21 protein-coding genes are annotated in these 23,575 nt (G+C 67.7%); 17 read left to right on the top strand and 4 right to left on the bottom strand.

The window, feature by feature from the left end:
* The first annotated feature begins 189 nt into the window (after positions 1–189).
* From QP045_RS06620 to QP045_RS06635, 4 genes are all read left to right on the top strand, one after another.
* Positions 190–3,015, top strand: a complete 2,826-nt coding sequence (locus QP045_RS06620) for an Rne/Rng family ribonuclease (RefSeq protein WP_422514183.1) — start codon at positions 190–192, stop codon at positions 3,013–3,015.
* A 121-nt stretch (positions 3,016–3,136) separates the two neighbouring features.
* Positions 3,137–4,501, top strand: coding sequence for a M48 family metalloprotease (locus tag QP045_RS06625; RefSeq protein ID WP_422514184.1), 1,365 nt, complete (start codon positions 3,137–3,139; stop codon positions 4,499–4,501).
* Between the two features lie 8 nt (positions 4,502–4,509).
* Positions 4,510–5,238 carry a DsbA family protein gene (locus QP045_RS06630; RefSeq protein ID WP_422514185.1) on the top strand — a complete coding sequence of 243 codons (729 nt, stop codon included), beginning with the start codon at positions 4,510–4,512 and terminating at the stop codon, positions 5,236–5,238.
* 75 nt (positions 5,239–5,313) lie between these two features.
* On the top strand, positions 5,314–5,604 hold the full coding sequence (locus QP045_RS06635) for a hypothetical protein (RefSeq protein WP_422514186.1): 291 nt from the start codon (positions 5,314–5,316) through the stop codon (positions 5,602–5,604).
* 34 nt (positions 5,605–5,638) lie between these two features.
* Here the strand turns inward: QP045_RS06635 and QP045_RS06640 are convergent, their stop codons facing one another.
* The 3 genes from QP045_RS06640 to QP045_RS06650 are packed head-to-tail and all read right to left on the bottom strand — an operon-like array spanning position 5,639 to position 8,020.
* On the bottom strand, positions 5,639–6,289 hold the full coding sequence (locus QP045_RS06640) for a TIGR02117 family protein (protein ID WP_422514187.1): 651 nt from the start codon (positions 6,287–6,289) through the stop codon (positions 5,639–5,641).
* A gap of 38 nt (positions 6,290–6,327) precedes the next feature.
* Positions 6,328–7,266, bottom strand: coding sequence for a 50S ribosomal protein L11 methyltransferase (locus QP045_RS06645; protein ID WP_422514188.1), 939 nt, complete (start codon positions 7,264–7,266; stop codon positions 6,328–6,330).
* 55 nt (positions 7,267–7,321) lie between these two features.
* Entirely contained in the window at positions 7,322–8,020 is a 699-nt protein-coding gene (locus QP045_RS06650; RefSeq protein WP_422514189.1) for an SDR family NAD(P)-dependent oxidoreductase, read from the bottom strand.
* A 213-nt stretch (positions 8,021–8,233) separates the two neighbouring features.
* Between QP045_RS06650 and sdhC the strand changes: the two genes are divergently transcribed.
* The 12 genes from sdhC to lpdA all read left to right on the top strand — a co-directional run bounded on the left by sdhC (position 8,234) and on the right by lpdA (position 22,080).
* Entirely contained in the window at positions 8,234–8,647 is a 414-nt protein-coding gene (gene sdhC / locus QP045_RS06655; protein WP_422514190.1) for a succinate dehydrogenase, cytochrome b556 subunit, read from the top strand.
* Entirely contained in the window at positions 8,647–9,033 is a 387-nt protein-coding gene (sdhD, locus tag QP045_RS06660; RefSeq protein ID WP_422514191.1) for a succinate dehydrogenase, hydrophobic membrane anchor protein, read from the top strand. The genes sdhC and sdhD overlap by 1 nt, the downstream gene beginning before the upstream one ends.
* Positions 9,033–10,835: a succinate dehydrogenase flavoprotein subunit gene (sdhA, locus tag QP045_RS06665; RefSeq protein WP_422514192.1), complete on the top strand. Its 1,803-nt coding sequence runs from the start codon at positions 9,033–9,035 to the stop codon at positions 10,833–10,835. Before sdhD ends, sdhA begins: the two co-directional genes overlap by 1 nt.
* A 110-nt stretch (positions 10,836–10,945) precedes the next feature.
* Entirely contained in the window at positions 10,946–11,509 is a 564-nt protein-coding gene (locus QP045_RS06670) for a peptidase S14 (protein WP_422514193.1), read from the top strand.
* 144 nt (positions 11,510–11,653) lie between these two features.
* Complete coding sequence (locus QP045_RS06675; protein WP_422514194.1) at positions 11,654–12,439, top strand: succinate dehydrogenase iron-sulfur subunit; 786 nt, start codon at positions 11,654–11,656, stop codon at positions 12,437–12,439.
* A gap of 132 nt (positions 12,440–12,571) precedes the next feature.
* Complete coding sequence (gene zapE / locus QP045_RS06680; protein WP_422514195.1) at positions 12,572–13,690, top strand: cell division protein ZapE; 1,119 nt, start codon at positions 12,572–12,574, stop codon at positions 13,688–13,690.
* 253 nt (positions 13,691–13,943) lie between these two features.
* Positions 13,944–14,906, top strand: a complete 963-nt coding sequence (gene mdh / locus QP045_RS06685; protein ID WP_422514196.1) for a malate dehydrogenase — start codon at positions 13,944–13,946, stop codon at positions 14,904–14,906.
* 76 nt (positions 14,907–14,982) lie between these two features.
* The gene (locus QP045_RS06690) at positions 14,983–15,324 is read left to right on the top strand and encodes a GIY-YIG nuclease family protein (protein ID WP_422514197.1); all 342 of its coding nucleotides are present in this window, start codon (positions 14,983–14,985) and stop codon (positions 15,322–15,324) included.
* Positions 15,325–16,209 (top strand): succinate--CoA ligase subunit alpha, encoded by an 885-nt coding sequence (sucD, locus tag QP045_RS06695; protein ID WP_422514198.1) that lies wholly within the window; start codon positions 15,325–15,327, stop codon positions 16,207–16,209.
* Positions 16,210–16,315: 106 nt separating this feature from the next.
* Positions 16,316–19,288 carry a 2-oxoglutarate dehydrogenase E1 component gene (locus QP045_RS06700; RefSeq protein ID WP_422514199.1) on the top strand — a complete coding sequence of 991 codons (2,973 nt, stop codon included), beginning with the start codon at positions 16,316–16,318 and terminating at the stop codon, positions 19,286–19,288.
* Positions 19,289–19,335: 47 nt separating this feature from the next.
* Positions 19,336–20,556 (top strand): 2-oxoglutarate dehydrogenase complex dihydrolipoyllysine-residue succinyltransferase, encoded by a 1,221-nt coding sequence (gene odhB / locus QP045_RS06705; RefSeq protein ID WP_422514200.1) that lies wholly within the window; start codon positions 19,336–19,338, stop codon positions 20,554–20,556.
* 129 nt (positions 20,557–20,685) lie between these two features.
* A complete protein-coding gene (lpdA, locus tag QP045_RS06710) occupies positions 20,686–22,080 on the top strand; it encodes a dihydrolipoyl dehydrogenase (protein WP_422514201.1) in 1,395 nt (464 codons plus the stop codon).
* Between the two features lie 64 nt (positions 22,081–22,144).
* On the opposite strand, the gene QP045_RS06715 is transcribed toward lpdA, so the two are convergent.
* Positions 22,145–22,825, bottom strand: a complete 681-nt coding sequence (locus QP045_RS06715) for a YoaK family protein (RefSeq protein ID WP_422514202.1) — start codon at positions 22,823–22,825, stop codon at positions 22,145–22,147.
* A 102-nt stretch (positions 22,826–22,927) separates the two neighbouring features.
* On the opposite strand from QP045_RS06715, the gene QP045_RS06720 reads away from it, so the two are divergent.
* Positions 22,928–23,572, top strand: a complete 645-nt coding sequence (locus tag QP045_RS06720) for a trimeric intracellular cation channel family protein (protein WP_422514203.1) — start codon at positions 22,928–22,930, stop codon at positions 23,570–23,572.
* Positions 23,573–23,575 lie beyond the last annotated feature (3 nt).

Below are 23,575 nucleotides of genomic sequence, written 5' to 3' on the forward strand. Positions count from 1 at the left end.
GCAGCACCGCCGCGATTGGCGGACGCTGGTTGGCGACGCTTGGCCCGGACCACCGGTCCGGCCGTGCCCGTGCAGCAGAAGCATTCACCGACACATGCAGCACCGCCGCGGATCCCGATCCGCCCGGCGGTGCGGCCCATGGCGCGCCGCACCGGCTAAAGGCCGCCCGCCGCGCCCGGAGACTTTACAATGACCACGCGTATGCTGATCGACGCACGCCACCGGGAGGAAACCCGGGTCGCCGTCGTCAAGGGAAACCGGATCGAGGAGTTCGACTTCGAATCCGCTGAGCGCAAGCAGCTCAAGGGTAATATCTATCTCGCCAAGGTGACGCGCGTTGAGCCGTCGCTGCAGGCCGCGTTTGTCGAATATGGCGGCAATCGCCACGGCTTCCTGGCCTTCTCCGAAATCCACCCGGACTATTACCAGATCCCCAAGGAGGATCGCGAGGCGCTGCTGCGCGAAGAGGCGGAACACGCCGCCGAGGAAGCAGCCCTGCGCGCGCAGGAGGATGACGAGGACGAGGACGACGACGGTTACGACGACGACGCGATCGCGCTGAACGCGGACGATGACGTCGACGTGCTGGAGCAGGACGAAGACGAGCACGACCACGATCACGATCACGACCATGACGAAGAGGCCGGCGACGACCAGGCCGCACGCGCGCCATCGAACCGCAAGCGCAAGCGCGGCGGTGGTGACGATGCGGCCGTAGATGCCCTGCGCCAGCGTCGCATGAACCTGCGCCGCCGCTACAAGATCCAGGACGTGATCCGCCGCCGTCAGGTGCTGCTGGTTCAGGTCGTCAAGGAAGAGCGCGGCAACAAGGGTGCGGCGCTGACAACCTATCTGTCGCTCGCCGGCCGCTATTGCGTGCTCATGCCCAACACCGCTCACGGTGGTGGCATCAGCCGCAAGATCAGCTCGTCCGCCGATCGCAAGCGCCTGAAGTCGATCATGGCCGAGCTGCAGCTGCCGCCCTCGATGGGTTGCATCGTGCGCACCGCCGGGCTCCAGCGTACCAAGACAGAGATCAAGCGCGACTTCGACTATCTCGCCCGCGTCTGGGACGGCATTCGTGAGCAGACGCTGCACTCCACCGCACCCGCGCTGGTCTATGGCGACAGCGATCTTCTGAAGCGTGCGATCCGCGACATCTACAACCGCGACATCGAGGAAGTGATCGTCGAGGGCGAGGACGGCTATCGTCAGGCCCGCGAGTTCATGAAGCTCCTGATGCCGAGCCATGCGCGCAAGGTGAAGCAATATGCCGATGCCGTGCCGCTGTTCCAGCGTGCCGGCGTCGAGGATCAGCTTGCCGCGATGTACAACCCGGTCGTCCAGCTGAAGTCGGGCGGCTATCTGGTCATCAACCCGACCGAGGCGCTGGTGTCGATCGACATCAACTCCGGCCGTTCGACGCGCGAGCATAATATCGAGCAGACGGCGACCGCGACCAACCTCGAAGCCGCCCAGGAAATCGCCCGCCAACTGCGCCTGCGCGACATGGCCGGGCTGGTCGTCATCGACTTCATCGACATGGACCACGGATCGAACGTCCGGAAGGTCGAGAAGGCGATGAAGGAGGCGCTCAAGAACGATCGCGCCCGCATCCAGGTCGGCCGCATCTCCGCCTTTGGCCTGATGGAGATGAGCCGCCAGCGCCTGCGCACCGGGGTGCTTGAGGCATCGACCCGCACCTGCCCGCATTGCGAAGGTTCGGGCCTGGTCCGCACCGCGTCGTCGGCAGGCCTGTCGGCGCTGCGCATGATCGAGGACGAGGCCGCCCGCGGCCGCGGCTCCGAACTGCTGCTGCGCTGCAGCCAGGAAGCGGCCTTCTACGTCCTCAACAAGAAGCGTGCCGACATCGCAGAGATCGAGGACCGGTATGGCGTGACTGTCGAGGTTGCGGCCGACGGCACGCTCGAGGGTGCGCGCATGATGGTCGAGGCCGCCGGTCCTCCGCCTGCCTACCCGCCCAAGATCGCGCCGTTGCTCGAGCTTCCCGAAGACGAGTTCTACGACGACATCGAGGAAGAAGAGGAGCTCGAGGAAGTCGAGGAGGCAGCGGAGGCCCGCGAGGAGCAGCCGCAGCGTCGCCGCGACGAGGACGAGGGCGAAGGCCGCAAGCGTCGCCGCCGCCGCCGTGGCCGCCGCGGCCGCAATCGCGAGGATGCGTCGGGCAATCCGGAAGCCGAAGGGGCCGAGGACGAGGGCGTCCACGCCGATGACATCGACGAGGATGCGGACAGCGTCGACGTCGAGGCACTCGACGAGGCCGACGCCGTTCCTGCAGCCGACAGCGAAGCGCCGAGCGAAGGCCGTCGCCGTCGTCGCCGCGGCCGTCGTGGCGGTCGCCGCAGCGACGCACCGGCAGCAGTGAGCGATGTCGAGGCGGATGCGCAGGACGAGGCTCCGGTCGAGGCCAGCGCCCCCGCCGAGGCAGCACCGGTAGAGGCCGCGCCGGCACCGGCTCCGGTCGAAGCCCCGGTCGAGCCTGTCGCCGAAGCGCCCGCAGCGGAAGCAGCGGTTGCGGACGAGGCACCCGCCAAGCCCAAGCGCACGCGTCGCCGCCCGTCGGCACGCGCTGCCGAGGCAGCAGCGGTGGAGGCAGCTCCCGCTCCGGTGATCGAGGCCCCAGCCCCCGAGGCTGAGGCTCCCGCCGCCGAGGAAGCGCCCAAGCCCAAGCGCACGCGCCGCCGCAAGGCAGCCGAGCCGGCCGCGGAGGCAGAAGCCCCCGCAGCCGTCGAGGCAGCGGCCCCGGCTCCGGCCGAGGAAGCAGCGCCCAAGCCCAAGCGCCCCCGCCGTCGCAAGGCCGCGGAGCCTGCGGCCGAGACCGCCCCGGAGGCAGCAGCGCCTGCGGCCGAGGCAGCGCCTGAGCCTGCCGCCCAGCCGGAAACGGCGACCGACGCCGACACTGGCGCCGAATCTGCCGAGGGCGACGCTTCGTCCGCGGCGAACGAAGGCACCACGCCGCGTCGCGGCTGGTGGCAGCGCACCTTCGGCGCCTGACCGATGCAGCCCCTCCCGTCCATGGCGGGAGGGGCTCGCTTCACCATCGGTTCAGCCGTACACCGGCAGCAGCGACACGCCCGCGTTGAACCTCGCGCCGGCATCGCCGATAAGGACCGGCATGAAGCGCATTCTCGCAGGCCTCGCCACCGCGCTCCTCCTCTGCGCGCAGCCGGCCGCCGCCCAATCGATGCTGCGCGACGCGGAAACCGAGTCGCTGCTCGCGGACATGGCGCGCCCGATCGCGGTCGCCGCCGGTCTTGATCCCAAGAATTTCAGCGTCGTCCTGCTCAACGATCCCAGCGTCAACGCGTTCGTTGCCGGTGGTCAGACCGTCTATCTCCACTCCGGCCTGATCGACGAGGCCGACACCGCCAACGAAGTGCAGGGCGTCATCGCGCACGAGGTTGGCCACATCATCGGCGGCCATGTCGCGCTCGCGGGCCGCGGCGCGGGCCCTGCCACCAGCATTTCGATCCTCAGCCTCGTGCTCGGCATCGCCGCGGTCGCCGCAGGCGCGGGCGAAGCCGGCGCCGGCATCCTCGCCGCCGGCCAGCAGGCCGCACTCGGCAACTATCTCGCCTTCAGCCGCTCGCAGGAAACCTCTGCAGACGCCGCCGGCGCGCGCTACCTCGGCACCGCCGGGGTCAGTGGCGCGGGCATGCTGTCGTTCTTCAAGAAGCTCCAGAACATGGAGTACCGCCTCGCGATCCCGCAGGAGAACAGCTACAACCGCACCCACCCGCTTAGCGGCGAGCGCATCAGCGCGCTGACCGCCGATCTCCAGGCGCAGCCCGCCTGGGGCAAGCCGCTCGATCCCAGGCTGCAGGAGCGCTTCCTGCGGGTGCAGGCCAAGCTGCGCGGCTATGTCAACGATCCCAAGGAAACGCTGCGCCGCTATCCGCCCAGCGACAACAGCGTGCCCGCCCACTACGCTCGGGCCTATGCCTATCACCTGACCGGCTATCCCGATCAGGCGCAGCAGGAAACGGCGGCTCTGGTGAAAGCAGCGCCGCACGATCCCTATTTCCTGGAACTGCAAGGGCAGATCCTGCTCGAATCCGGAAAGCCCGCGGAAGCGCTGGCGCCGCTGCGCGAAGCGACCGAGCGCACCGATTACCAGCCGTTGATCGCCGCGACCTTCGGTCATGCGCTGATCGCCACCGAGGATCCGAACAACCTGGCCGAGGCGGAAAAGGTGCTGCGCCAGGCGGTCGCGCGGGATCGCCAGAATCCGTTCGCCTGGACCCAGCTTGCCACCATCTACGAGCGCAAGGGCGACCAGCCCCATGTGGCGCTGGCCATGGCCGAGCGCGCCAGCCTGATCGGGGAGCCCCAGATGGCCCTCGCCAGCGCCCGCGCCGCGGTTGCGGGCCTGCCCGAGGGGAGCACCGAGCGGCTGCGCGCGCAGGATATCCAGATGATCTCCCAGAACCTGCTCGACGAGCGCAAGGGCAACCGCCGTCGCCGCCTGACCGAACGCTAAGGACCTCCATGCCCCGTAATTCCCTGCTCGCCTTTGGCGCGCTGTTGCTCGCTGCCTTGCTCGGTGCTGCCGCCTTCGCCCTGCTCCAGCCGTACCTGCCGGGCAACGACCGTGCCCGCACGGAAGCGATCGTGCGCGATTATGTGCTTTCTCATCCGGAAATCCTGCCGGAGGCCATGCAGAAACTGCAGGAGCGAGAGGTCGGCAAGGTCGTCGCTGCCAACCGCAGCGGCATCGAGAAGCCCTTTGCCGGGGCCTGGGCCGGCAACCCGAAGGGGGACGTCACGCTGGTCGCCTATATGGACTATGCGTGCGGCTATTGCCGCGCGAGCCTCCCTGCGATCGACAAGCTGCTCGCCGACGACCCGAACGTCCGCATCGTCTATCGGGAACTGCCGATCCTGAGCCCCGATAGCCGCACGGCCGCCGAATGGGCGCTGGCCGCCGCCGAACAGGGCAAGTTCCGCCCGTTCCACGCCGCCCTCTACGAGGAGAGCGGCCTGGACGAGGCCGCGATCGCGCGGGCCGCGGCCAAGGCCGGGCTCGACGTCGGGCGCGCCCGCACGGTCGCCGCGTCGGATGCGGTCGCACAGGAACTCGCCCGCAACATCGGCCAGGCCGGGCAGCTCGGCGTCACCGGCACGCCTACCTGGGTGGTCGGCAACCAGATGTTGAGCGGCGCCGTGGGCTATGAGGGGCTGTCCGCCGCCGTCGCAAAGGCCCGCGCCGCCGGCTGAGCTTCGCGCGTGCGGCCCGCGCGTTCTTCCCCTATACCTCCCTGGCCGCGCCGCGGCGCCATGAGGAGCTGTTGCATGCGTTCGTCCCCGCGCTTCCTGTTGCTTGCCCTGGTGCCGCTGCTCGCGGGTGGCTGCGTTGCCAAGACTGCGTGGGACGTCGCGACCGCGCCGGTGCGGGTCGGGTCCCAGGTCGTCGACTGGACCACGACCAGCCAGGACGAGGCCGACCGCAACGCCGGCCGCAAGCTGCGCAAGCAGCAGGCCGAGGAAGAACGCCAGCGCCGCAAGGAAGAAAAGCGCGCACGCGAAGAGGAGAAGCGGGCGCGCAAGGACGCCGAACTCATCCAGCGCGACCAGCCCTATTGATCGCGCGCCGGTGCGATCGGTCCCGGCAGGTCGCTCACTTCAGCCACTCCATCACGGTTGCGGAAAACGGCGTCCAGGCGCCCATTCGCACGCCTGCGTGGCGGAGTGCTTCGCCCGTCCAGCTGTTGCAGGTTCGAAGCGCGGTATAGCGGCCCCGGGCGGCGTAGAATGCGTCCGACCGACCGTATCCCGGCACGCTGCCGGCCCGGCCATCCGCACCGATCGCGAAGCTGGACCGGATGAAGTCGGCCAGCCGCTGATATTCTGCCGGCCGCAGCAGGATGGCCCGTACGCCCGCCTGGACCGCCGGTTCGCCGAGATGGCCGATGTGGAGCACGGTGTCGTCGCTCCCGACCGCCGCGCGCAGCACCGTCCCTGGCTTCAGCTCAGCCCAGGTCGGCGTACCGACATAGAAGCCGCGGTCGCCCCAGCCGATCGACAGGTGGCTGTGCGCCGCAAAGCGCGGATCGCGCAGGTCCTCCGGCCGCACAAGGTCGCGCCAGTCCACGCCCTCCGCCGCCACCGGCACGACGATGCTGGTGTGGATGCCATTGTCCTCTACATAGATCCGCACCCCTTCTGACGGAGGCGTCCAGCCGCGGTTGAGCGCAAAGGCACCCCCGACCAGGCCCGCCGCGCCATAGGCGAAGACCAACGCCCCCAGCGCCGCCAGCAAGAGCAGCAACCAGCGGCCGGACTGCCGCAAGGCGGGACCGACCGCGGTCAGATGTCCAGCGCCCAGCCGTTGCGGCCGGCGGGGTCGATCGGCGCGGTCGGGACATAGCGTTCCGCCCCGGCACGCAGCCGCAGGATCGTCCAGTCGCCGCGATCGTCGCGCGCCTCCAGCGTGCAGCCGCACGCGGCATAGGCGCCGATGACTTCCGCCGCCTGTCGCCCGAGCAGCCCCGCCAGCACCACCGTCGCCTCCGGCGCGGCGATCGCCGCCACTTCGGGCGCCATCGACACCAGCGGCCCGGCCAGGATGTTGGCGATCAGCAAATCATAAGGCGCGCGATCGGTGATCGCATCGGCAAGCGCGCCATCGGCAACCACCAGGTCGACGCCCGGAACATCATTCACCTCGGCATTCTCGCGCGTCACGTCGATCGCGACCGGGTCGATGTCCGTCGCCAGCACGCGCGCCTCGGGCCAGAGCTCGCGCGCCGCAAAGGCGAGCAGGCCGGTGCCGGTGCCGATATCGATCACGTCCTCGAACCGGCGCCCCGCCAGCCCGTCGAGCATCGCGAGGCAACCGCTGGTGGTCTCGTGATGCCCGGTTCCGAACGCGCGCCCCGCCTCGATGCGGAACACCCGCGCGCCCTCGGGCGGCGGCGCATCCTGCGCAGAGGTGTGAACGTAGAAGCGCCCGACATGCAGCGGCGCCAGCCCGGCCTGGCTCATCGTGACCCAGTCTTCGTCGTCGAGCTGCTCGATCGCCGGCGCGCGGCCGCGTGCGCTGGGCACCAGTGCCTGCACCGCGGCAATCGCCGCATCGCTCGGCTCTTCCTCGAAATAGGCGTCGAGGTGCCAGCGCTCGGCATCGTCCTCGACATCTTCGGTCGTCATCAGCACCGGCGCGGTCTCGAGTCCGAGGTCCTCGGAGGCGTCGATCGCCTCCGCCTCGGCGCGGGTGCACGGCAGGGTCAGCTTCCAGCTAGGCATCGGGAGTCCTTGATAATCACGGGCACCCGCCCCGCGGGCAGGTGCCGAACACAGGTCAGCGCACGTAGCTCGCGCCGTTGATGTCGAGCACGGCACCGGTCATCGAGGCGGGCGCCTCCAGCGCCAGGAACCGCGCCGCGGTCGCCACTTCCTCGGGCATCGCGACTCGGCCCAGCGGGATGTCGGCCAGCAGCTTGTCGCCGCCCCGGCTCTCCAGATAGTCGTCGGCCATCCCCGTCATGGTGAAGCCGGGACAGATCGCAAAGGCAAGGATCCCCTCGGCGGCATAACCGCGCGCGATCGTCTTGGTCATTGCCACCATGCCCGCCTTGGCGGCGGCATAATGCCAGTGCGCCGGGCTGTCGCCGCGATAGGCGGCGCGGCTGGCGATGTTGATGATCCGCCCGCCGGTGCCGCGCGCCTGCCAGTGGCGCACCGCCAGGCGGCATAGTTCCGCCGCGGCCGTCAGGTTGATGCGCATAGTGCGCTCCCACCCGCCAACCCATTCGTCATGGGGAAGGTCGAGCGGCGTCGCCTCGAACACGCCGGCGTTGTTGACCAGCACATCGACCTGCCCGTCGAGGGCGTCGAGCGCCTGTTCCCAAAGCCGCGCGGGTGCCGCAGGATCGGAGAAGTCGGCCCGAATGCCGCTCTGCGTACCGTGGCCGGCCACGCGGAGCCCCGGTGCGTCGAGCGCAGTGGCGATCGCGGCGCCGATCCCGCGCGAGCTGCCGGTAAGGAGGATATGCGTCATGGCACGGCGATAGAGCCTCCTCCGCGGCCGCGCCAGCACCCGCGCACGGGGCCGGATCCACATCGGCGCTTTGGCGCGGACGCAAGTTGCCGTACACAACTGGCGCACCACGATATTCGCTGTCGGATCGTTTACGTCGGCATCCCCGGGCTCTTGCGTCTTGCATCACACCGCCCCGGGGGTAGATAGGCGCGGTTCGCGAAAGGAACTGACTTGGCTTCCAAACCCTATGCGCGCCCATTGTCGCCGCACCTCGGCATCTGGCGCTGGGGCCCGCACATGCTGGTCTCGATTGTCCACCGCGCGACCGGCGTCGCCAATTCGGTAGGCCTTGGCCTGCTGATCTGGTTCCTCGCCTCGATCGCAGGGGGCGAGAAGAGCTATGCTCGCTTCGTTGACGTGTTCACGGTCGACAGCGGCGCTCTCAACGTGGTCGGCTATGTGTTCGGCATCGGCCTCACCTTCACCGTGTTCCAGCACATGGCGAGCGGCGTACGCCACCTCGTCCTCGACGTCGGCGCCGGCTACGAGCTGCGCAAGGCCAAGATGAGCGCGATGCTGACCTTCGTTGTTTCGTCGCTTGCGACGGTGGCCTTCTGGGCCTGGCTGCTGGTGGGGAAGCACTGATGGGTAACGGTACGAGCGTCGGCCGCGTCCGCGGCCTTGGATCCGCGAAGCACGGTGCGCATCACTGGTGGCACCAGCGCCTGACCGCAGGATCGAACCTGCTGCTGCTGCTGTGGCTCTTCTTCTCGCTGGCACAGCTGCCGGCCTATGACTTCGCCAGCGTGACCACCTGGCTGAGCTCGGCCTGGGCGGCAGTGCCGATGCTGCTGCTGATCGGCAGCACCCTCTATCACGCACGCCTGGGCCTCCAGGTCGTGATCGAGGATTACCAGCATGACGAGACCCGCGTGGTCCTTCTGGTCGTGCTCAACCTGCTCGTAGCACTCGGGGCCGGCCTCGCGCTCTTCTCGATCGTGCGCATCGCTCTCACGGGGACGCCCGCCTGATGTCTCAAGCCTACAAGATCATCGACCACACCTATGACGCGGTGGTGGTCGGCGCCGGCGGCTCCGGCCTCCGTGCGACCATGGGAATCGCCGAGTCGGGGCTTCGCACCGCCTGCATCACCAAGGTTTTCCCGACTCGCAGCCACACGGTCGCGGCGCAGGGCGGCATCGCCGCCAGCCTCGGCAACATGGGCCCGGACCACTGGACCTGGCACATGTACGACACCGTCAAGGGTTCCGACTGGCTCGGCGACCAGGACGCGATCGAGTATCTGTGCCGCGAGGCTCCGGCCGCCGTGTACGAGCTGGAGCACGCCGGCGTGCCGTTCAGCCGTACGCAGGAAGGCAAGATCTACCAGCGCCCGTTCGGCGGCATGATGCAGAACATGGGCGAAGGCCCGCCCGCACAGCGCACCTGCGCGGCGGCGGACCGTACCGGCCATGCCATGCTGCACACGCTCTACCAGCAGAGCCTGAAGTACGACGCCGACTTCTTCATCGAGTATTTTGCGCTCGATCTGATCATGGAGAACGGCCAGTGCCGCGGCGTGATCGCGCTGTGCATGGAGGACGGCTCCATCCACCGTTTCCGCAGCCATGCCACCGTGCTGGCGACGGGCGGCTATGGTCGCTGCTATTTCTCGGCGACCTCGGCCCACACCTGCACGGGTGACGGCAACGCCATGGTGCTGCGCGCGGGCCTCCCGCTGCAGGACATGGAGTTCGTCCAGTTCCACCCGACCGGCATCTACGGTGCCGGCGTCCTCATCACCGAGGGTGCGCGCGGCGAAGGCGGCTACCTCACCAACTCGGCAGGGGAGCGCTTCATGGAGCGCTATGCCCCGTCGGCCAAGGATCTGGCGTCGCGCGACGTCGTGTCCCGTTCGATGGCGATGGAGATCCGCGAGGGTCGTGGCGTCGGCAAGGAAGGCGACCACATCTACCTGCACCTCGATCACATCGATCCCAAGGTGCTGGCAGAGCGGCTTCCCGGCATCACCGAGACCGGCAAGATCTTTGCCGGCGTCGACCTGACTCGCCAACCGCTGCCCGTCGTTCCGACCGTCCACTACAACATGGGCGGCATTCCGACGAACTTCCACGGCGAGGTCGTCCACGTCCGCGACGGGAACCCCGACGCGGTCGTCCCGGGCCTGTTCGCCGTCGGTGAGGCAGCCTGCGTGTCGGTCCACGGCGCGAACCGCCTCGGCTCCAACTCGCTGATCGACCTGGTGGTATTCGGCCGTGCAACCGGCCTGCGCATCAAGGAAACGGTGAAGCCGGGCACCAACCACAACCCGCTGCCCAAGGGTTCGGAAGAGATGGCGCTCGGCCGTCTCGACCACTTCCGCAATGCCAAGGGCGGAACCCCGACCGCGCAGCTGCGCCTCGACATGCAGAAGACGATGCAGCGCCACTGCGCCGTGTTCCGCACCGAGGAGCTGATGGCCGAGGGCATCACCAAGATGGAAGGTGTCTATGCCGGCATGCAGGACATCGGCATCACCGATCGTTCGCTGATCTGGAACACCGACCTGGTCGAGACGCTGGAGCTCGACAACCTGGCCGGCCAGGCGCTTGTGACGATCCGTGGCGCGATCAACCGCAAGGAAAGCCGCGGCGCCCATATGCACGAGGATTTCCCCGAGCGCGACGACGCCAATTGGATGAAGCACACGATTGCGACATTCGATGGCTGGGGCGGCAAGGGCGGCAGCACCGCGATCGATTATCGCCCGGTGCACGAGTACACGCTCACCGACGACATCGACTATATCAAGCCGAAGAAGCGCGTGTACTGATCACGCCGCTACTGGAAAGCTTTGGGGGTGGACGGCAACGTCCGCCCCTTTTCTTTGGACAGGTGCCATTCTTCAGCGGAACCATCGCTTGCCGGCACGGTTTGCGCGGCATGACTGATGCCAACCGCTATCCCCTCCTCGCCGCCCCGCACGTCCACCTCGCGGGGACGGTCGACCATTCCATGTACGCGGCCTTCCGCCAGCAGATGGCCGACGCCCCCGCCGAAGGCTCGCTGGTGATCTCCATCTCCACGCTTGGCGGCGATCCGGAGGTTGCGCGCGCCATGGGCGACGACGTCCGGCTCATGCGCGAGTACAGCGGCCGCGAACTGCTCTTTCTGGGAAAGGTCGCCGTCTATTCGGCCGGTGCGACCTTCATGGCCGCCTTCCCCGTCGACAAGCGCTTCCTGACCAAGGGCACCCGGCTGATGATTCACGAGCGGCTGATGTCGAGCTCGGTGGAGCTCTCCGGCCCCCTCAAGACGCTCAGCTACACGCTGAAAGCCAAGCTGCACGAGATCGAGCACTCGATCCAGATCGAGGAAGAGGGGTTCCGCGACCTCGTCGCCGGCTCGGACGTGCCGTTCGAGGAGCTGGTCGAAAAGGCGCCATCCAACTGGTATATCGAGGCGGAAGAGGCCAAACGCCGCCGGCTGGTGCTGGACGTGATCTGATCGGGCCGCCCTTGGCACGCGCGCTCCGCAGAAAAGCGCGCTTGCCGTTTGCGACAGCGGCAGGGGTCATGTATCGGAACCTCAACTCGCCCCGGGGCGCGTCCGCGTCGCCCCACCGCATCCAGAGCTGACGGAATCCGCGCAATGGCCGAATTTTCCCTGCCAAAGAACAGCAAGATCACTGGCCCGTCCCGTGAGCACAAGGCCGCTGAAGGCGCCAAGCGCGTCAAGAAGTTCAAGGTCTACCGCTACGATCCGGACACCGGCGAAAACCCGCGCTACGACAAGTTCGAGATCGACCTCGACGAGTGCGGCCCGATGGTGCTCGACGCGCTGATCAAGATGAAGAGCGAGCAGGACCCCTCGCTCACCTTCCGCCGTTCGTGCCGCGAAGGCATCTGCGGCTCGTGCGCGATGAACATCGACGGCCGCAACGGCCTCGCCTGCACCACCGCGATCGAGGACGTGAAGGGCGAGGTGCGGATCACGCCGCTGCCGCACATGGACGTGATCAAGGACCTGGTCCCCGATTTCACGCACTTCTACGCGCAGTACAGCTCGATCAAGCCGTGGCTGCAGACCGTCACCCCGACTCCGTCGGGCAAGGAGCGCCTGCAGTCGCCGGAGGATCGCGCCAAGCTCGACGGCCTCTACGAGTGCATCCTGTGCGCCTGCTGCTCGACCTCGTGCCCGAGCTACTGGTGGAACAGCGACAAGTTCCTGGGCCCGGCGATCCTGCTCCAGGCCTATCGCTGGCTCGCCGACAGCCGCGACGAGATGACGGGCGAGCGACTCGATGAGCTCGAGGATCCGTTCCGCCTCTATCGCTGCCACACGATCATGAACTGCGCGAATGTGTGCCCCAAAGGCCTCAACCCCGCCAAGGCGATCGCCGAGATCAAGAAGCTCGAGATCGAGCGCGTCATCTGATCCTGCGCCGGGGCTGCCGCACGCGGCGCCCCGGCATCCCCCTGTCGGTCGCAGTCGCGACACCTGCCGCCTCCTGCGGCATATGACGCACCGTTCCCGACTGCGCGAACCGGCGGTGCGGGAGTGCACCACGTGACCAAGGTTCTCGGCCGCTACGAGTCGCTGATCGCCGCCGGCGAACTTCGCCCCGATCCCGACCAGCGCGCCGCCGCCGAGCGGCTCGCCCGGCTTGCCACCGAACTCGAATCTCCTCCCAGTCGCGGCCTGCTGGCGCGGCTCACCGGCCGGGCCGCCGTGCCGCCCCGCGGCGTCTACCTCTGGGGCGGGGTGGGCCGCGGCAAGTCGATGCTGATGGACCTGCTGTTCCATTGCGTCGACATCCCCGAAAAGCGCCGGGTCCACTTCCACGAGTTCATGCTGGAGGTCCACGACCGCCTCAACGTCGAGCGCAAGCGCGAGGCGGGCAATCCGGTGCCCCCCGTTGCCGCGGCCATGGCGCAGGGCCTCCGCCTGCTCGCCTTTGACGAAATGGTCATCAACAACACCGCCGATGCGATGGTGCTCTCGCGCCTGTTCAGCGAGATGATGACGCATGGGCTGACGGTGGTTGCCACCTCCAACCGCCCGCCGGACGATCTCTACAAGAACGGCCTGCAGCGGGAGAGCTTCCTGCCCTTCATCGCGCTGCTCAAGGAGCGGCTCGACGTGATGCCGCTCAACGGCCCGGTCGACTATCGCCGCGATCGCCTGGGGGTGATGGACACCTGGCTAGTCCCCAACGGGCCGGAGGCTACCGAGAAGCTGTCGGCCGCATTCTTCCGCCTCACCGACTATCCGGTCGAGGATCGCGAGCACGTGCCCAGCGAGGAACTGACCGTGCACGGCGGCCGCACGCTGCACGTGCCCAAGTCGCTGAAGGGCGTGGCCGTGTTCAGCTTCAAGCGGCTCTGCCGGGAGGCACGCGGCGCCCCCGACTATCTCGCGATCGCGCGCCACTATCACACGGTTATCGTCGTCGGCATCCCACGCTTGGGGCCGGAGAACCGCAACGAGGCCGCCCGCTTCGTAACCCTCGTCGACGCGCTCTACGAGCATAAGGTCAAGCTGCTCGCGGCCGCGGACGCACCGCCCGAACATCTCTACGAAAAGGGCGACGGCGCGTTTGAGTTCGAACGGACGGTCTCCCGCCTCAACGAGATGCGCTCCGAGGAATATCTGTCGGCTGGTCACGGCGAGGACGAGATCGCCTGAACGACGCCGCGCAGCGCTCTGCCGCAGCGAAGCCACGGGCGGGCAGAAGCGCGGTGACGGCGGCAACAAACGCGGCCTAGGCGCGTTCATACTGTCCCAGCAAGCACCGGTTTTCCGGGGCCTAGGCGGCTTATTGCAACTCGTTCGCAGTCGCAAAGATAGTCGGTTTGCCGGGTTGTTCGCCTCTCCCAAAGCGAGTAATGCCCCCGGGACTGCGGTTCGGTCCGAACCGTCGCATCCACCGGGAGGATTCATGGCCCGCAAGAAGATCGCGCTCATCGGCGCAGGCAACATCGGCGGCACGCTCGCGCACCTCGCCGCCCTCAAGAACCTTGGCGACATCGTCCTGTTCGACGTGGTCGAGGGTGTTCCCCAGGGCAAGGCGCTCGACCTTAGCCAGTGCGGTCCGGTCGAAGGCTTTGACGCCACGATCACCGGCACCAACGACTATGCCGACATCGCAGGCGCCGACGTGATCATCGTCACCGCCGGCGTCGCTCGCAAGCCGGGCATGAGCCGCGACGACCTCCTGGGCATCAACCTCAAGGTCATGAAGGCCGTCGGCGAGGGCATCGCTGCCAACGCACCCGACGCATTCGTGATCTGCATCACCAACCCGCTCGACGCGATGGTCTGGGCGCTGCGCGAATTCTCCGGCCTTCCCCACCAGAAGGTCGTCGGCATGGCCGGCGTGCTCGACTCCGCGCGATTCAGCCACTTCCTCGCCGACGAGTTCAAGGTGTCGGTGAAGGACGTGAACAGCTTCGTGCTGGGCGGCCACGGCGACACCATGGTGCCCGTGCTCGAATATTCGACCGTCTCGGGCATTCCCGTCAGCGACCTGATCGCGATGGGCTTCTCGACCCAGGAGCGCATCGACGCGATCGTCCAGCGCACCCGTTCGGGTGGCGGCGAGATCGTCGGCCTGCTCAAGACCGGCTCCGCCTTCTACGCGCCCGCCACCTCGGCGATTGCGATGGCCGAGAGCTACCTCTACGACAAGAAGCGCGTCCTGCCGGCCGCTGCCCATCTGACGGGCCAGTACGGCGTCGACGATCTCTACGTCGGCGTGCCGATCATCATCGGCAAGGACGGCGTCGAGAAGATCATCGAGATCAACCTGACCGAGGAGGCCAAGGCCAACCTCACCGTCTCGGTTGACGCGGTCAAGGAACTGCTGGTCGCCTGCAAGGGCATCGACTCCAGCCTGAACTAAGCGCAACCGCTACCAGCCCCCGGCCGCGCCGCACCCCGGCGAAGGCCGGGACAGTTGGAAGCGGTCGATACGGTGTGTGCCGGATACGCCTGATACCAGGCCAACCGGTGCCACGGGGCGATCCATCGGGCGTGCGAGCGATCTCGCGAAGTGCTCCCGGGAACATCGCACCGGCGCCGCCGCAGGTTTTACGCGGCGGTTTCGGTGCAAGCGCTTGGTCTGGTACGAAGCGTGCGACGACATCGAAGCTGCGCGGCATCGCGAGCGGCAGATGAAGGAATGGCAACGGGACTGGAAGTTGCGGGAGATCGAGGGGTTCAGCCCGGACGGGAAGACCTTTTCGAGCATATTGCCCGCCCCTGACCTTTCCCAACTGGGCCCCGGCCTCCGCCGGGGTGCAAGTGGAGCGAGAGACTAGATGAGCATCCTCGTCAACAAGAACACCAAGGTGATTACCCAGGGGATGACCGGCGAGACCGGCAGCTTCCACACCAAGGCGGCGCTGGAATATGGCACGCAAATGGTCGGCGGCGTGACGCCGGGCAAGGGCGGCACCGAGCACCTCGGCCTGCCGGTCTTCAACACCGTTGCGGAAGCCAAGTCGAAGACCGGCGCAGACGCCTCGGTCATCTACGTGCCGCCGCCCTTCGCAGCCGACTCGATCCTGGAAGCGATCGACGCGGAAATCCCGCTGATCGTCTGCATCACCGAAGGCATCCCGGTGCTCGACATGGTTCGCGTGAAGCGCGCGCTGTCGGGTTCCAAGTCGCGCCTGATCGGCCCGAACTGCCCGGGCGTGCTGACGCCCGGTGAGTGCAAGATCGGCATCATGCCGGGCTCGATCTTCTCCAAGGGTTCGGTCGGCGTGGTCTCGCGCTCGGGCACCCTCACCTATGAGGCGGTGTTCCAGACCACCAACGCAGGCCTGGGCCAGACCACTGCCGTCGGCATCGGCGGCGATCCGGTCAACGGCACCAACTTCATCGACGTGCTCGAGCTGTTCCTGGCGGACGATGCCACCGAGTCGATCATCATGATCGGCGAGATCGGCGGCTCGGCCGAGGAAGAAGCAGCACAGTTCCTGCGCGACGAAGCGAAGCGCGGCCGCAAGAAGCCGATGGCTGGCTTCATCGCCGGCCGCACGGCGCCTCCGGGCCGCCGCATGGGCCACGCCGGCGCGATCGTGTCGGGCGGCCAGGGCGGCGCCGAGGACAAGATCGCGGCGATGGAAGCAGCAGGCATCAAGGTTGCGGCTTCCCCGAGCGAGCTCGGCTCGACGCTGCTCGAAGTACTGAAGGGTTAAAGACACAGCCGCGCGTTCCCATCTTGTGCGTGTCACAAGGACACGCCGAAACGCGCGGCACGTCCCTCGACGCTAGGTCGGGACGAACGGACGGACAGGACGCACCATGGGCTACGAAGGCCAGGATTTCTCCGATATCGCAGCCGGCGTGAGCCCGGCGTTCGTGGAGACGCTCTACACCCGCTACAAGGCGGACCCCGGCAGCGTCGACGCCAGCTGGCGCCAGTGGTTCGACGGGCTCGAGGGCGCCGTCTCCGGTCCCAGCTGGCAGAGCAAGCGCTGGCCGCTGACCGAGACCGATGCGCTCACCGCAGCGCTCGACCCGACCCAGATGGAGCCCGCTCCCAAGCCCGCCAAGGGCGGCAAGCCTGCGCCTGCTCCCGCCGCGGCCCCGGCTGCCGCCACCCACGCAGAGATCGCGAAGGCGGCCGGCGACGCGATCCGCGCCCAGCTGCTGATCCGCACCTATCGCGTGCGCGGCCACCTGGCAGCCAATCTCGATCCGCTCGGCCTCTCGCCCCATCGTGAGCTGCCCGCCGATCTCACGACCGAGTACCACGGCTTCTCCGACAGCGAGATCGACCGTCCGGTGTACCTGGGCGGTGCCCTCGGCCTCGAGACCGCGACCATCCGCGAGCTGGTGACGATCCTGCGCGCCAACTATTGCGGCAACGTCGGCCTCGAATACATGCATATCGCCGATGTGGAGGAGCGCCGCTTCCTCCAGGACCGCATGGAGGGCAAGGACAAGGCCATCCAGTTCACGGTCGACGGCAAGAAGGCGATCCTCTCCAAGGTCATCGAGGCCGAGCAGTGGGAGAAGTTCCTGGGCCGCAAATATGTCGGCACCAAGCGCTTCGGCCTCGACGGCGGTGAATCGATGATCCCGGCGCTGGAGTCGGTGATCAAGTACGGCGGCCAGATGGGCGTGCGCGAGATCGTGTACGGCATGGCCCACCGCGGCCGCCTGAACGTGCTCGCCAACGTCATGGCAAAGCCGTTCCGCGTGATCTTCCACGAATTCTCGGGCGGCTCGGCCAACCCCGAGGATGTCGGCGGCTCGGGCGACGTGAAGTATCACCTCGGCACCTCCACCGATCGCAGCTTCGACGACATCACCGTCCACATGTCGCTGGTCGCCAACCCCTCGCATCTCGAGGCGGTGAACCCGGTCGTGCTCGGCAAGTCGCGCGCGATCCAGACGGTGCGCAACGACCTCGAAAAGCACGAGCAGGTGCTGCCGGTCCTCATCCACGGCGACGCGGCCTTCGCGGGCCAGGGCATCGTCTGGGAGTGCCTCGGCTTCTCCGGCATCCGCGGCTACAACACCGGCGGCTGCGTCCACTTCGTCATCAACAACCAGGTCGGCTTCACGACGAGCCCGCAGTTCGCGCGCTCCTCGCCCTATCCGTCAGACGTCGCCAAGGGCGTCCAGGCGCCGATCCTGCACGTCAACGGCGACGATCCCGAAGCCGTCACCTTCGCCTGCAAGGTCGCGATCGAGTTCCGCCAGACCTTCAAGCGCGATGTCGTGATCGACATGTGGTGCTATCGCCGCTTCGGCCACAACGAGGGTGACGAGCCCTCGTTCACCCAGCCGCTGATGTACGCCAAGATCAAGAACCACCCGCCGGTTTCGGAAGTCTATGCCAAGCGGCTTCTGGCCGAGGGCGTGGTCGACCAGGCGTTCGTCGACAGCAAGACGCACGAATTCACGACCCTGCTGGAAGGCGAGTTCGAAAGCGCCAAGAGCTACAAGCCCAACCGGGCGGACTGGTTCGCGGGTCGCTGGTCCGGCCTGCACATGCCGGCCGATCCCGAGAGCGCGCGTCGCACCGCCGACACCGGCATCGAGAGCAAGCTGTTCGACTCGCTTGGCCGCACGCTCACCGAGGTTCCGGCCGACCTGGAGATCCACAAGACGCTCGGCCGCGTGATCGAGGCCAAGCGCCAGATGTTCAAGTCGGGCGAAGGCTTCGACTGGGCGACCGCGGAAGCGCTGGCGTTCGGTTCGCTGCTTTCCGAAGGCTTCGGCGTCCGCCTGTCGGGCCAGGATTCGGGTCGCGGCACCTTCTCGCAGCGCCACGCCGTCTGGGTCGACCAGAAGGACGAGCACAAGTATGTGCCGCTTCAGCAGGTCGAACACGGCCGGTTCGAGGTGCTCGACTCGCCGCTCTCTGAATATGGCGTGCTCGGCTTCGAATATGGCTATGCGCTGACCGATCCGAAGGTGCTGGTGCTGTGGGAGGCGCAGTTCGGCGACTTCGTGAACGGCGCCCAGATCATGATCGACCAGTTCATCGCGTCGGGCGAGTCCAAGTGGCTGCGCGCCAACGGCCTCGTGATGCTGCTGCCGCACGGCTATGAGGGTCAGGGCCCGGAGCACAGTTCCGCGCGTCCGGAGCGCTTTTTGCAGCTGTGCGGACAGGACAACATGCAGGTCGCCAACGTCACGTCGCCGGCGAACTACTTCCACCTGCTGCGTCGCCAGATGCATCGCGCCTTCCGCAAGCCGCTGGTGCTGATGACGCCCAAGTCGCTGCTCCGGCACAAGATGGCCGTGTCGAAGGCAGAAGACTTCCTGGGCAACAGCCAGTTCCGTCGCCTGATTTCGGACCCGTCGGCACCGGCCGACACCGAGGTGAAGCGCCTGGTGCTGTGCTCGGGCAAGGTCGCCTACGATCTGATCGAGGCACGCGATGCCGCCGGCGACCGCAACACCGCGATCGTGCGCGTCGAGCAGCTCTATCCGTTCCCGGGCGAGCCGCTGGTCGAGCGCCTGAAGCGGATGCCGAACCTCGAGGACGTGGTGTGGGCGCAGGAAGAGCCGAAGAACAACGGCTACTGGACCTTCGTCGATCCGCTGATCGAGGAAGCGCTCGCCAAGGCCGGCACCCGCATCACGCGGGCTCGCTACGCCGGCCGCGCTGCCGCCGCCTCCCCCGCGACTGGCCTGATGAAGCGCCACACCGCGGAGCAGGGCGCACTCGTCGCAGAGGCGCTCGGGCATAATGTCCGCGAGGAAATCCGCCGCACGCGCAAGTCCGACGACGCTGTCGTTGGCAAGCCGACCGCCTGATCCGAACACAGTCTGCGGCCCCTGGCGGGGCACCAAGAGGAAGACCCATGGCAACCGAAGTCCTTGTCCCCGTACTGGGCGAATCGATCACTGAAGCCACGCTTGGCGAATGGCTCAAGCAGCCCGGCGACCCCGTGCAGGTCGACGAGCCGATCGCCAGCCTTGAAACCGACAAGGTGTCGGTCGAAGTCCCCTCGCCCGTCGCGGGCGTCATGGGCGCACACGCGGTCCAGCCGGGCGATACCGTCTCGGTCGGCGCGCTGATCGCAACCATCGACGCGGGCGACGGCGCCCCGGCTAAGACCACCGCGCCCGAGGCTGGCACCACGGCCGCCGCTCCGGCGGCCGCGCCGCAGGAAGCCGGCGGCAACGTCGACGCTGCGGCGCTCTCGCCGTCGGTGCGTCGCGCGATCCTGGAACATGGCGTCGACCCGGCGACCGTGAAGGGCAGCGGCAAGGACGGTCGCCTGACCAAGGAAGATATCGTCGCCGCCGCCTCCAGCAAGCCGGCAGCCGCCCCTGCGGCAGCACCCGCCGCCGCGCCTGCGGCAGCGCCCGCCGCCGGTGAGCGTCGCGAGGAGCGCGTCAAGATGACGCGCCTGCGCCAGACCATCGCCCGCCGCCTGAAGGAGGCGCAGGACACCGCAGCCCTGCTCACCACCTTCAACGACGTCGACATGACCGCGGTCATCGAGGCGCGTACCAAGTACAAGGACCTGTTCGAAAAGAAGCACGGCGTCCGCCTGGGCTTCATGGGCTTCTTCGTGAAGGCCGCGTGCATGGCCCTGAAGGACATCCCCTCGGTCAACGCCTATATCGAGGGCGATGAGATCGTCTATCACGACTATGCCGACATCTCGGTCGCGGTTTCCGCGCCGCAGGGCCTCGTCGTGCCGGTCATCCGTTCGGCCGACCAGATGTCCGTCGCGCAGGTCGAGAAGACGATCGGCGACTTCGGCAAGCGTGCCAAGGAAGGCGCGCTCAAGATGGACGAGATGAAGGGCGGCACCTTCACCATCTCCAACGGCGGCGTGTTCGGCTCGCTGATGTCGACCCCGATCATCAACCCGCCGCAGTCGGCGGTGCTGGGCCTCCATCGCATCGAGGAACGCCCCGTGGTCCGCAACGGCCAGGTTGTCGTCCGCCCGATGATGTACCTCGCCCTCAGCTACGACCATCGCATCATCGACGGCCGCGAGGCGGTGACCTTCCTGGTCGCGCTCAAGAACGCCATCGAGGATCCGACGCGCCTGCTGATCGACCTGTAAGAACACGCAACCGGTCCCCGGCGCATGCCGGGGTCCGGTTGCTGCCGGTTTGTAACGAAGCGAGACGCGCACCAGCTTCCGTCTCGGTACTGGGCCCCGGCCTCACCGGGGCACAAGAAAGAGAAGAAAATGGCTGAATACGACTTCGACGTTCTCGTGATCGGTGCGGGCCCGGGTGGCTATGTCGCCGCGATCCGCGCCGCGCAGCTGGGCCTCAAGACCGCCTGTGCCGAAACGCGCGAGACGCTGGGCGGCACCTGCCTCAATGTCGGCTGCATCCCTTCCAAGACGCTGCTGAACGCCTCCGAGAAGTTCGACGAGGTGGCCTCCGGCGTCCTCGCCAAGCACGGCGTGAAGGTCTCGGGCGTCGAGCTCGACCTCGCCGGCATGATGGCTGACAAGGACAAGGCCGTGAGCGGCCTGACCGGCGGCATCGAGTTCCTGTTCAAGAAGAACAAGGTCGAGTGGCTGAAGGGCCTCGCCACCTTCCAGGACGCCCACACCGTTCAGGTTGCGGGCCGCACCGTCACGGCCAAGAACATCGTCATCGCCACCGGTTCCTCGGTGACCCCGCTGCCGGGCGTCGCGATCGACCAGAAGGTCGTCGTCGATTCGACCGGCGCGCTGGCGCTGGAGAAGGTGCCGGAGCATCTGGTCGTCATCGGCGGCGGCGTGATCGGCCTGGAGCTCGGCTCGGTCTGGAAGCGCCTTGGAGCCAAGGTGACCGTGGTCGAATATCTCGACCAGCTCCTGCCCGGCATGGACGGCGAAGTCCGCAAGGAAGCCGCCAAGATCTTCAAGAAGCAGGGTCTGGAGCTCAAGCTCTCCACCAAGGTCACCGGCGTTGCCGTTGACGGCGGCCGCGCGACCGTGACGGTCGAGCCGGCAGCCGGCGGCGCTGCCGAGACGATCGTGGCCGACGCCGTGCTCGTCGCGATCGGCCGGCGCGCGAACACCGACGGGCTCGGCCTCGACAAGATCGGCCTTCAGCTCAACCAGCGCGGGCAGATCGAGACCGACCACGACTTCCGCACCGCCGTCGACGGCGTGTGGGCCATCGGCGACGTGATCCCCGGCCCGATGCTCGCGCACAAGGCCGAGGACGAGGGGATTGCGGTGGCCGAGAACATCGCCGGCCTCACCGGCATCGTGAACCACGATATCATCCCCAGTGTCGTCTACACCCACCCGGAAATCGCCGGCGTCGGCCTGACCGAAGAGCAGGCCAAGGAGCGCGGCGAGATCAAGGTCGGCAAGTTCCCGATGATGGCGAACAGCCGCGCCAAGGCGATCGACGACACCGCCGGCTTCGTGAAGGTGATTGCGGACGCCAAGAGCGACCGCGTGCTCGGCGTGTGGATCATCACCTCGGTAGCGGGCACCATGATCGCCCAGGCTGCCCAGGCGATGGAGTTCGGCGCCACCAGCGAGGACATCGCCTACACCTGCCACGCCCATCCGACCCATTCGGAAGCGATCAAGGAAGCGGCCATGGCCGTGCAGGGCAAGCCGATCCACATGTGATCGGCTGACCTTCTGGTCCAGGAAAAGCGGCGTCGGTGGACCTCCACCGGCGCCGTTTTCCGTATCAGATCCTTGGATCGCGCATCCCGCGGGGCCTTGGCGCGTGTGCGCCCGGTGCGGCGCGCCGGGCGGGTCTCGAAACCACCGCCACCAGCACCGTCAACAGCCCGGCGAGGAGGGCCGCGATCCATACCGCCGTGTCGTCGATCGCGCGGAAGATCGAAGCCCCGCCGAACGCACCGCCCAGAAAGGCGCACCAGAACAGGAGGTCGCACACCCAGGCGAACCGCGGCCCCACCCCCATCAGCGCATCGGCCAGCCCCTGGCCCAGCCGCACCAGCATGCCCGTCAGGTAGGTCAGCCCCACGCGTCCATCGCTGCTGCCGATAAAGACGGCGTTCTGCGCGCCCATCGCACCGGCCAGCAGCACCAGCGCGACGGGTAGCGGACCAAGGCTCAGGCACAGCGCGGCGATCGCGAGCAGGACGGTCACCAGCAGCATCACCGCTTCCCGCCCGCGCAGGCCGCCGGCGCGATCGGCAATGGCGCCGCCCATCACGCCTGAAAGGAACCCGCACAGGACCGCGCCGGCGGTCCAGGCTTCCTGGAACCCGGCGGCGAAGTCGACACCCAGCCGGGTCGTGTTCCCGGTCATCGACGCCGCAAAGAAGCCGGCAAAGCCCGAAAAGGCGATGGCGTCGACGAATCCAGCGAACGCTGCGAGGAGCATGGCGATGAGCAGCATCGGGGCGGACAAGGGTTGCACACGGTTGCCTTCCTGCCTTCACACCCGCGCACGGCGGGCGGGGTTTCGCAATCTGTACTGAAACGCTAGCGAGACCAAGTCGTGCCTATAGAAACCTTCTCGCTCGGGCCTGTTTTGCAGGTTCTCAATTTTGTCGGCATCGCGGTCTTCGCAGCCACCGGCGCACTCTCGGCAGCACAGCGTGCGCAGACGCTGGTGACCGGTGCGTTCTTCGCGCTCATCACAGGCGTCGGCGGCGGCACCGTGCGCGATCTGCTGATCGGGGCGCCGGTGTTCTGGGTGCGGGATGCGCAGACGGCCGCGCTCTGCCTGTCCGTTGCCGTGCTGATCTGGATCACGCCGGAGCGCTGGTGGCGTCAGCAGGCGTTCGAATGGCTCGACGCAGCGGGTCTCGCCCCGTTCGCCGTCTATGGCGCCGCCAAGGCGCTCGGGTTCGGCGTGCCCCCGGTCCCGGCGGCGATCATGGGCGTGGTGACCGCCTGTGTGGGCGGCATCCTGCGCGACATGCTCGCGGGCGAACCGTCGATCCTGATGCGGCCGGAGCTCTACGTCACAGCCGCGGCGCTCGCCTCCGGCCTTTATATCGTGCTGGTGTCGCTGGGCCTTCCCAGCTTCGCCTCGGCACTGGCGGCCTCTGCCGCGGGCTTCCTGCTCCGCGCCGCGGCCATCCACTGGAAGCTGGGTCTGCCCACCTACCGAGGACGCACTGAGCCGCCCCGGCCCTGACCG

Source organism: Sphingomonas sp. 3-13AW (genome assembly GCF_049311085.1).
Lineage (GTDB): Bacteria > Pseudomonadota > Alphaproteobacteria > Sphingomonadales > Sphingomonadaceae > Sphingomonas.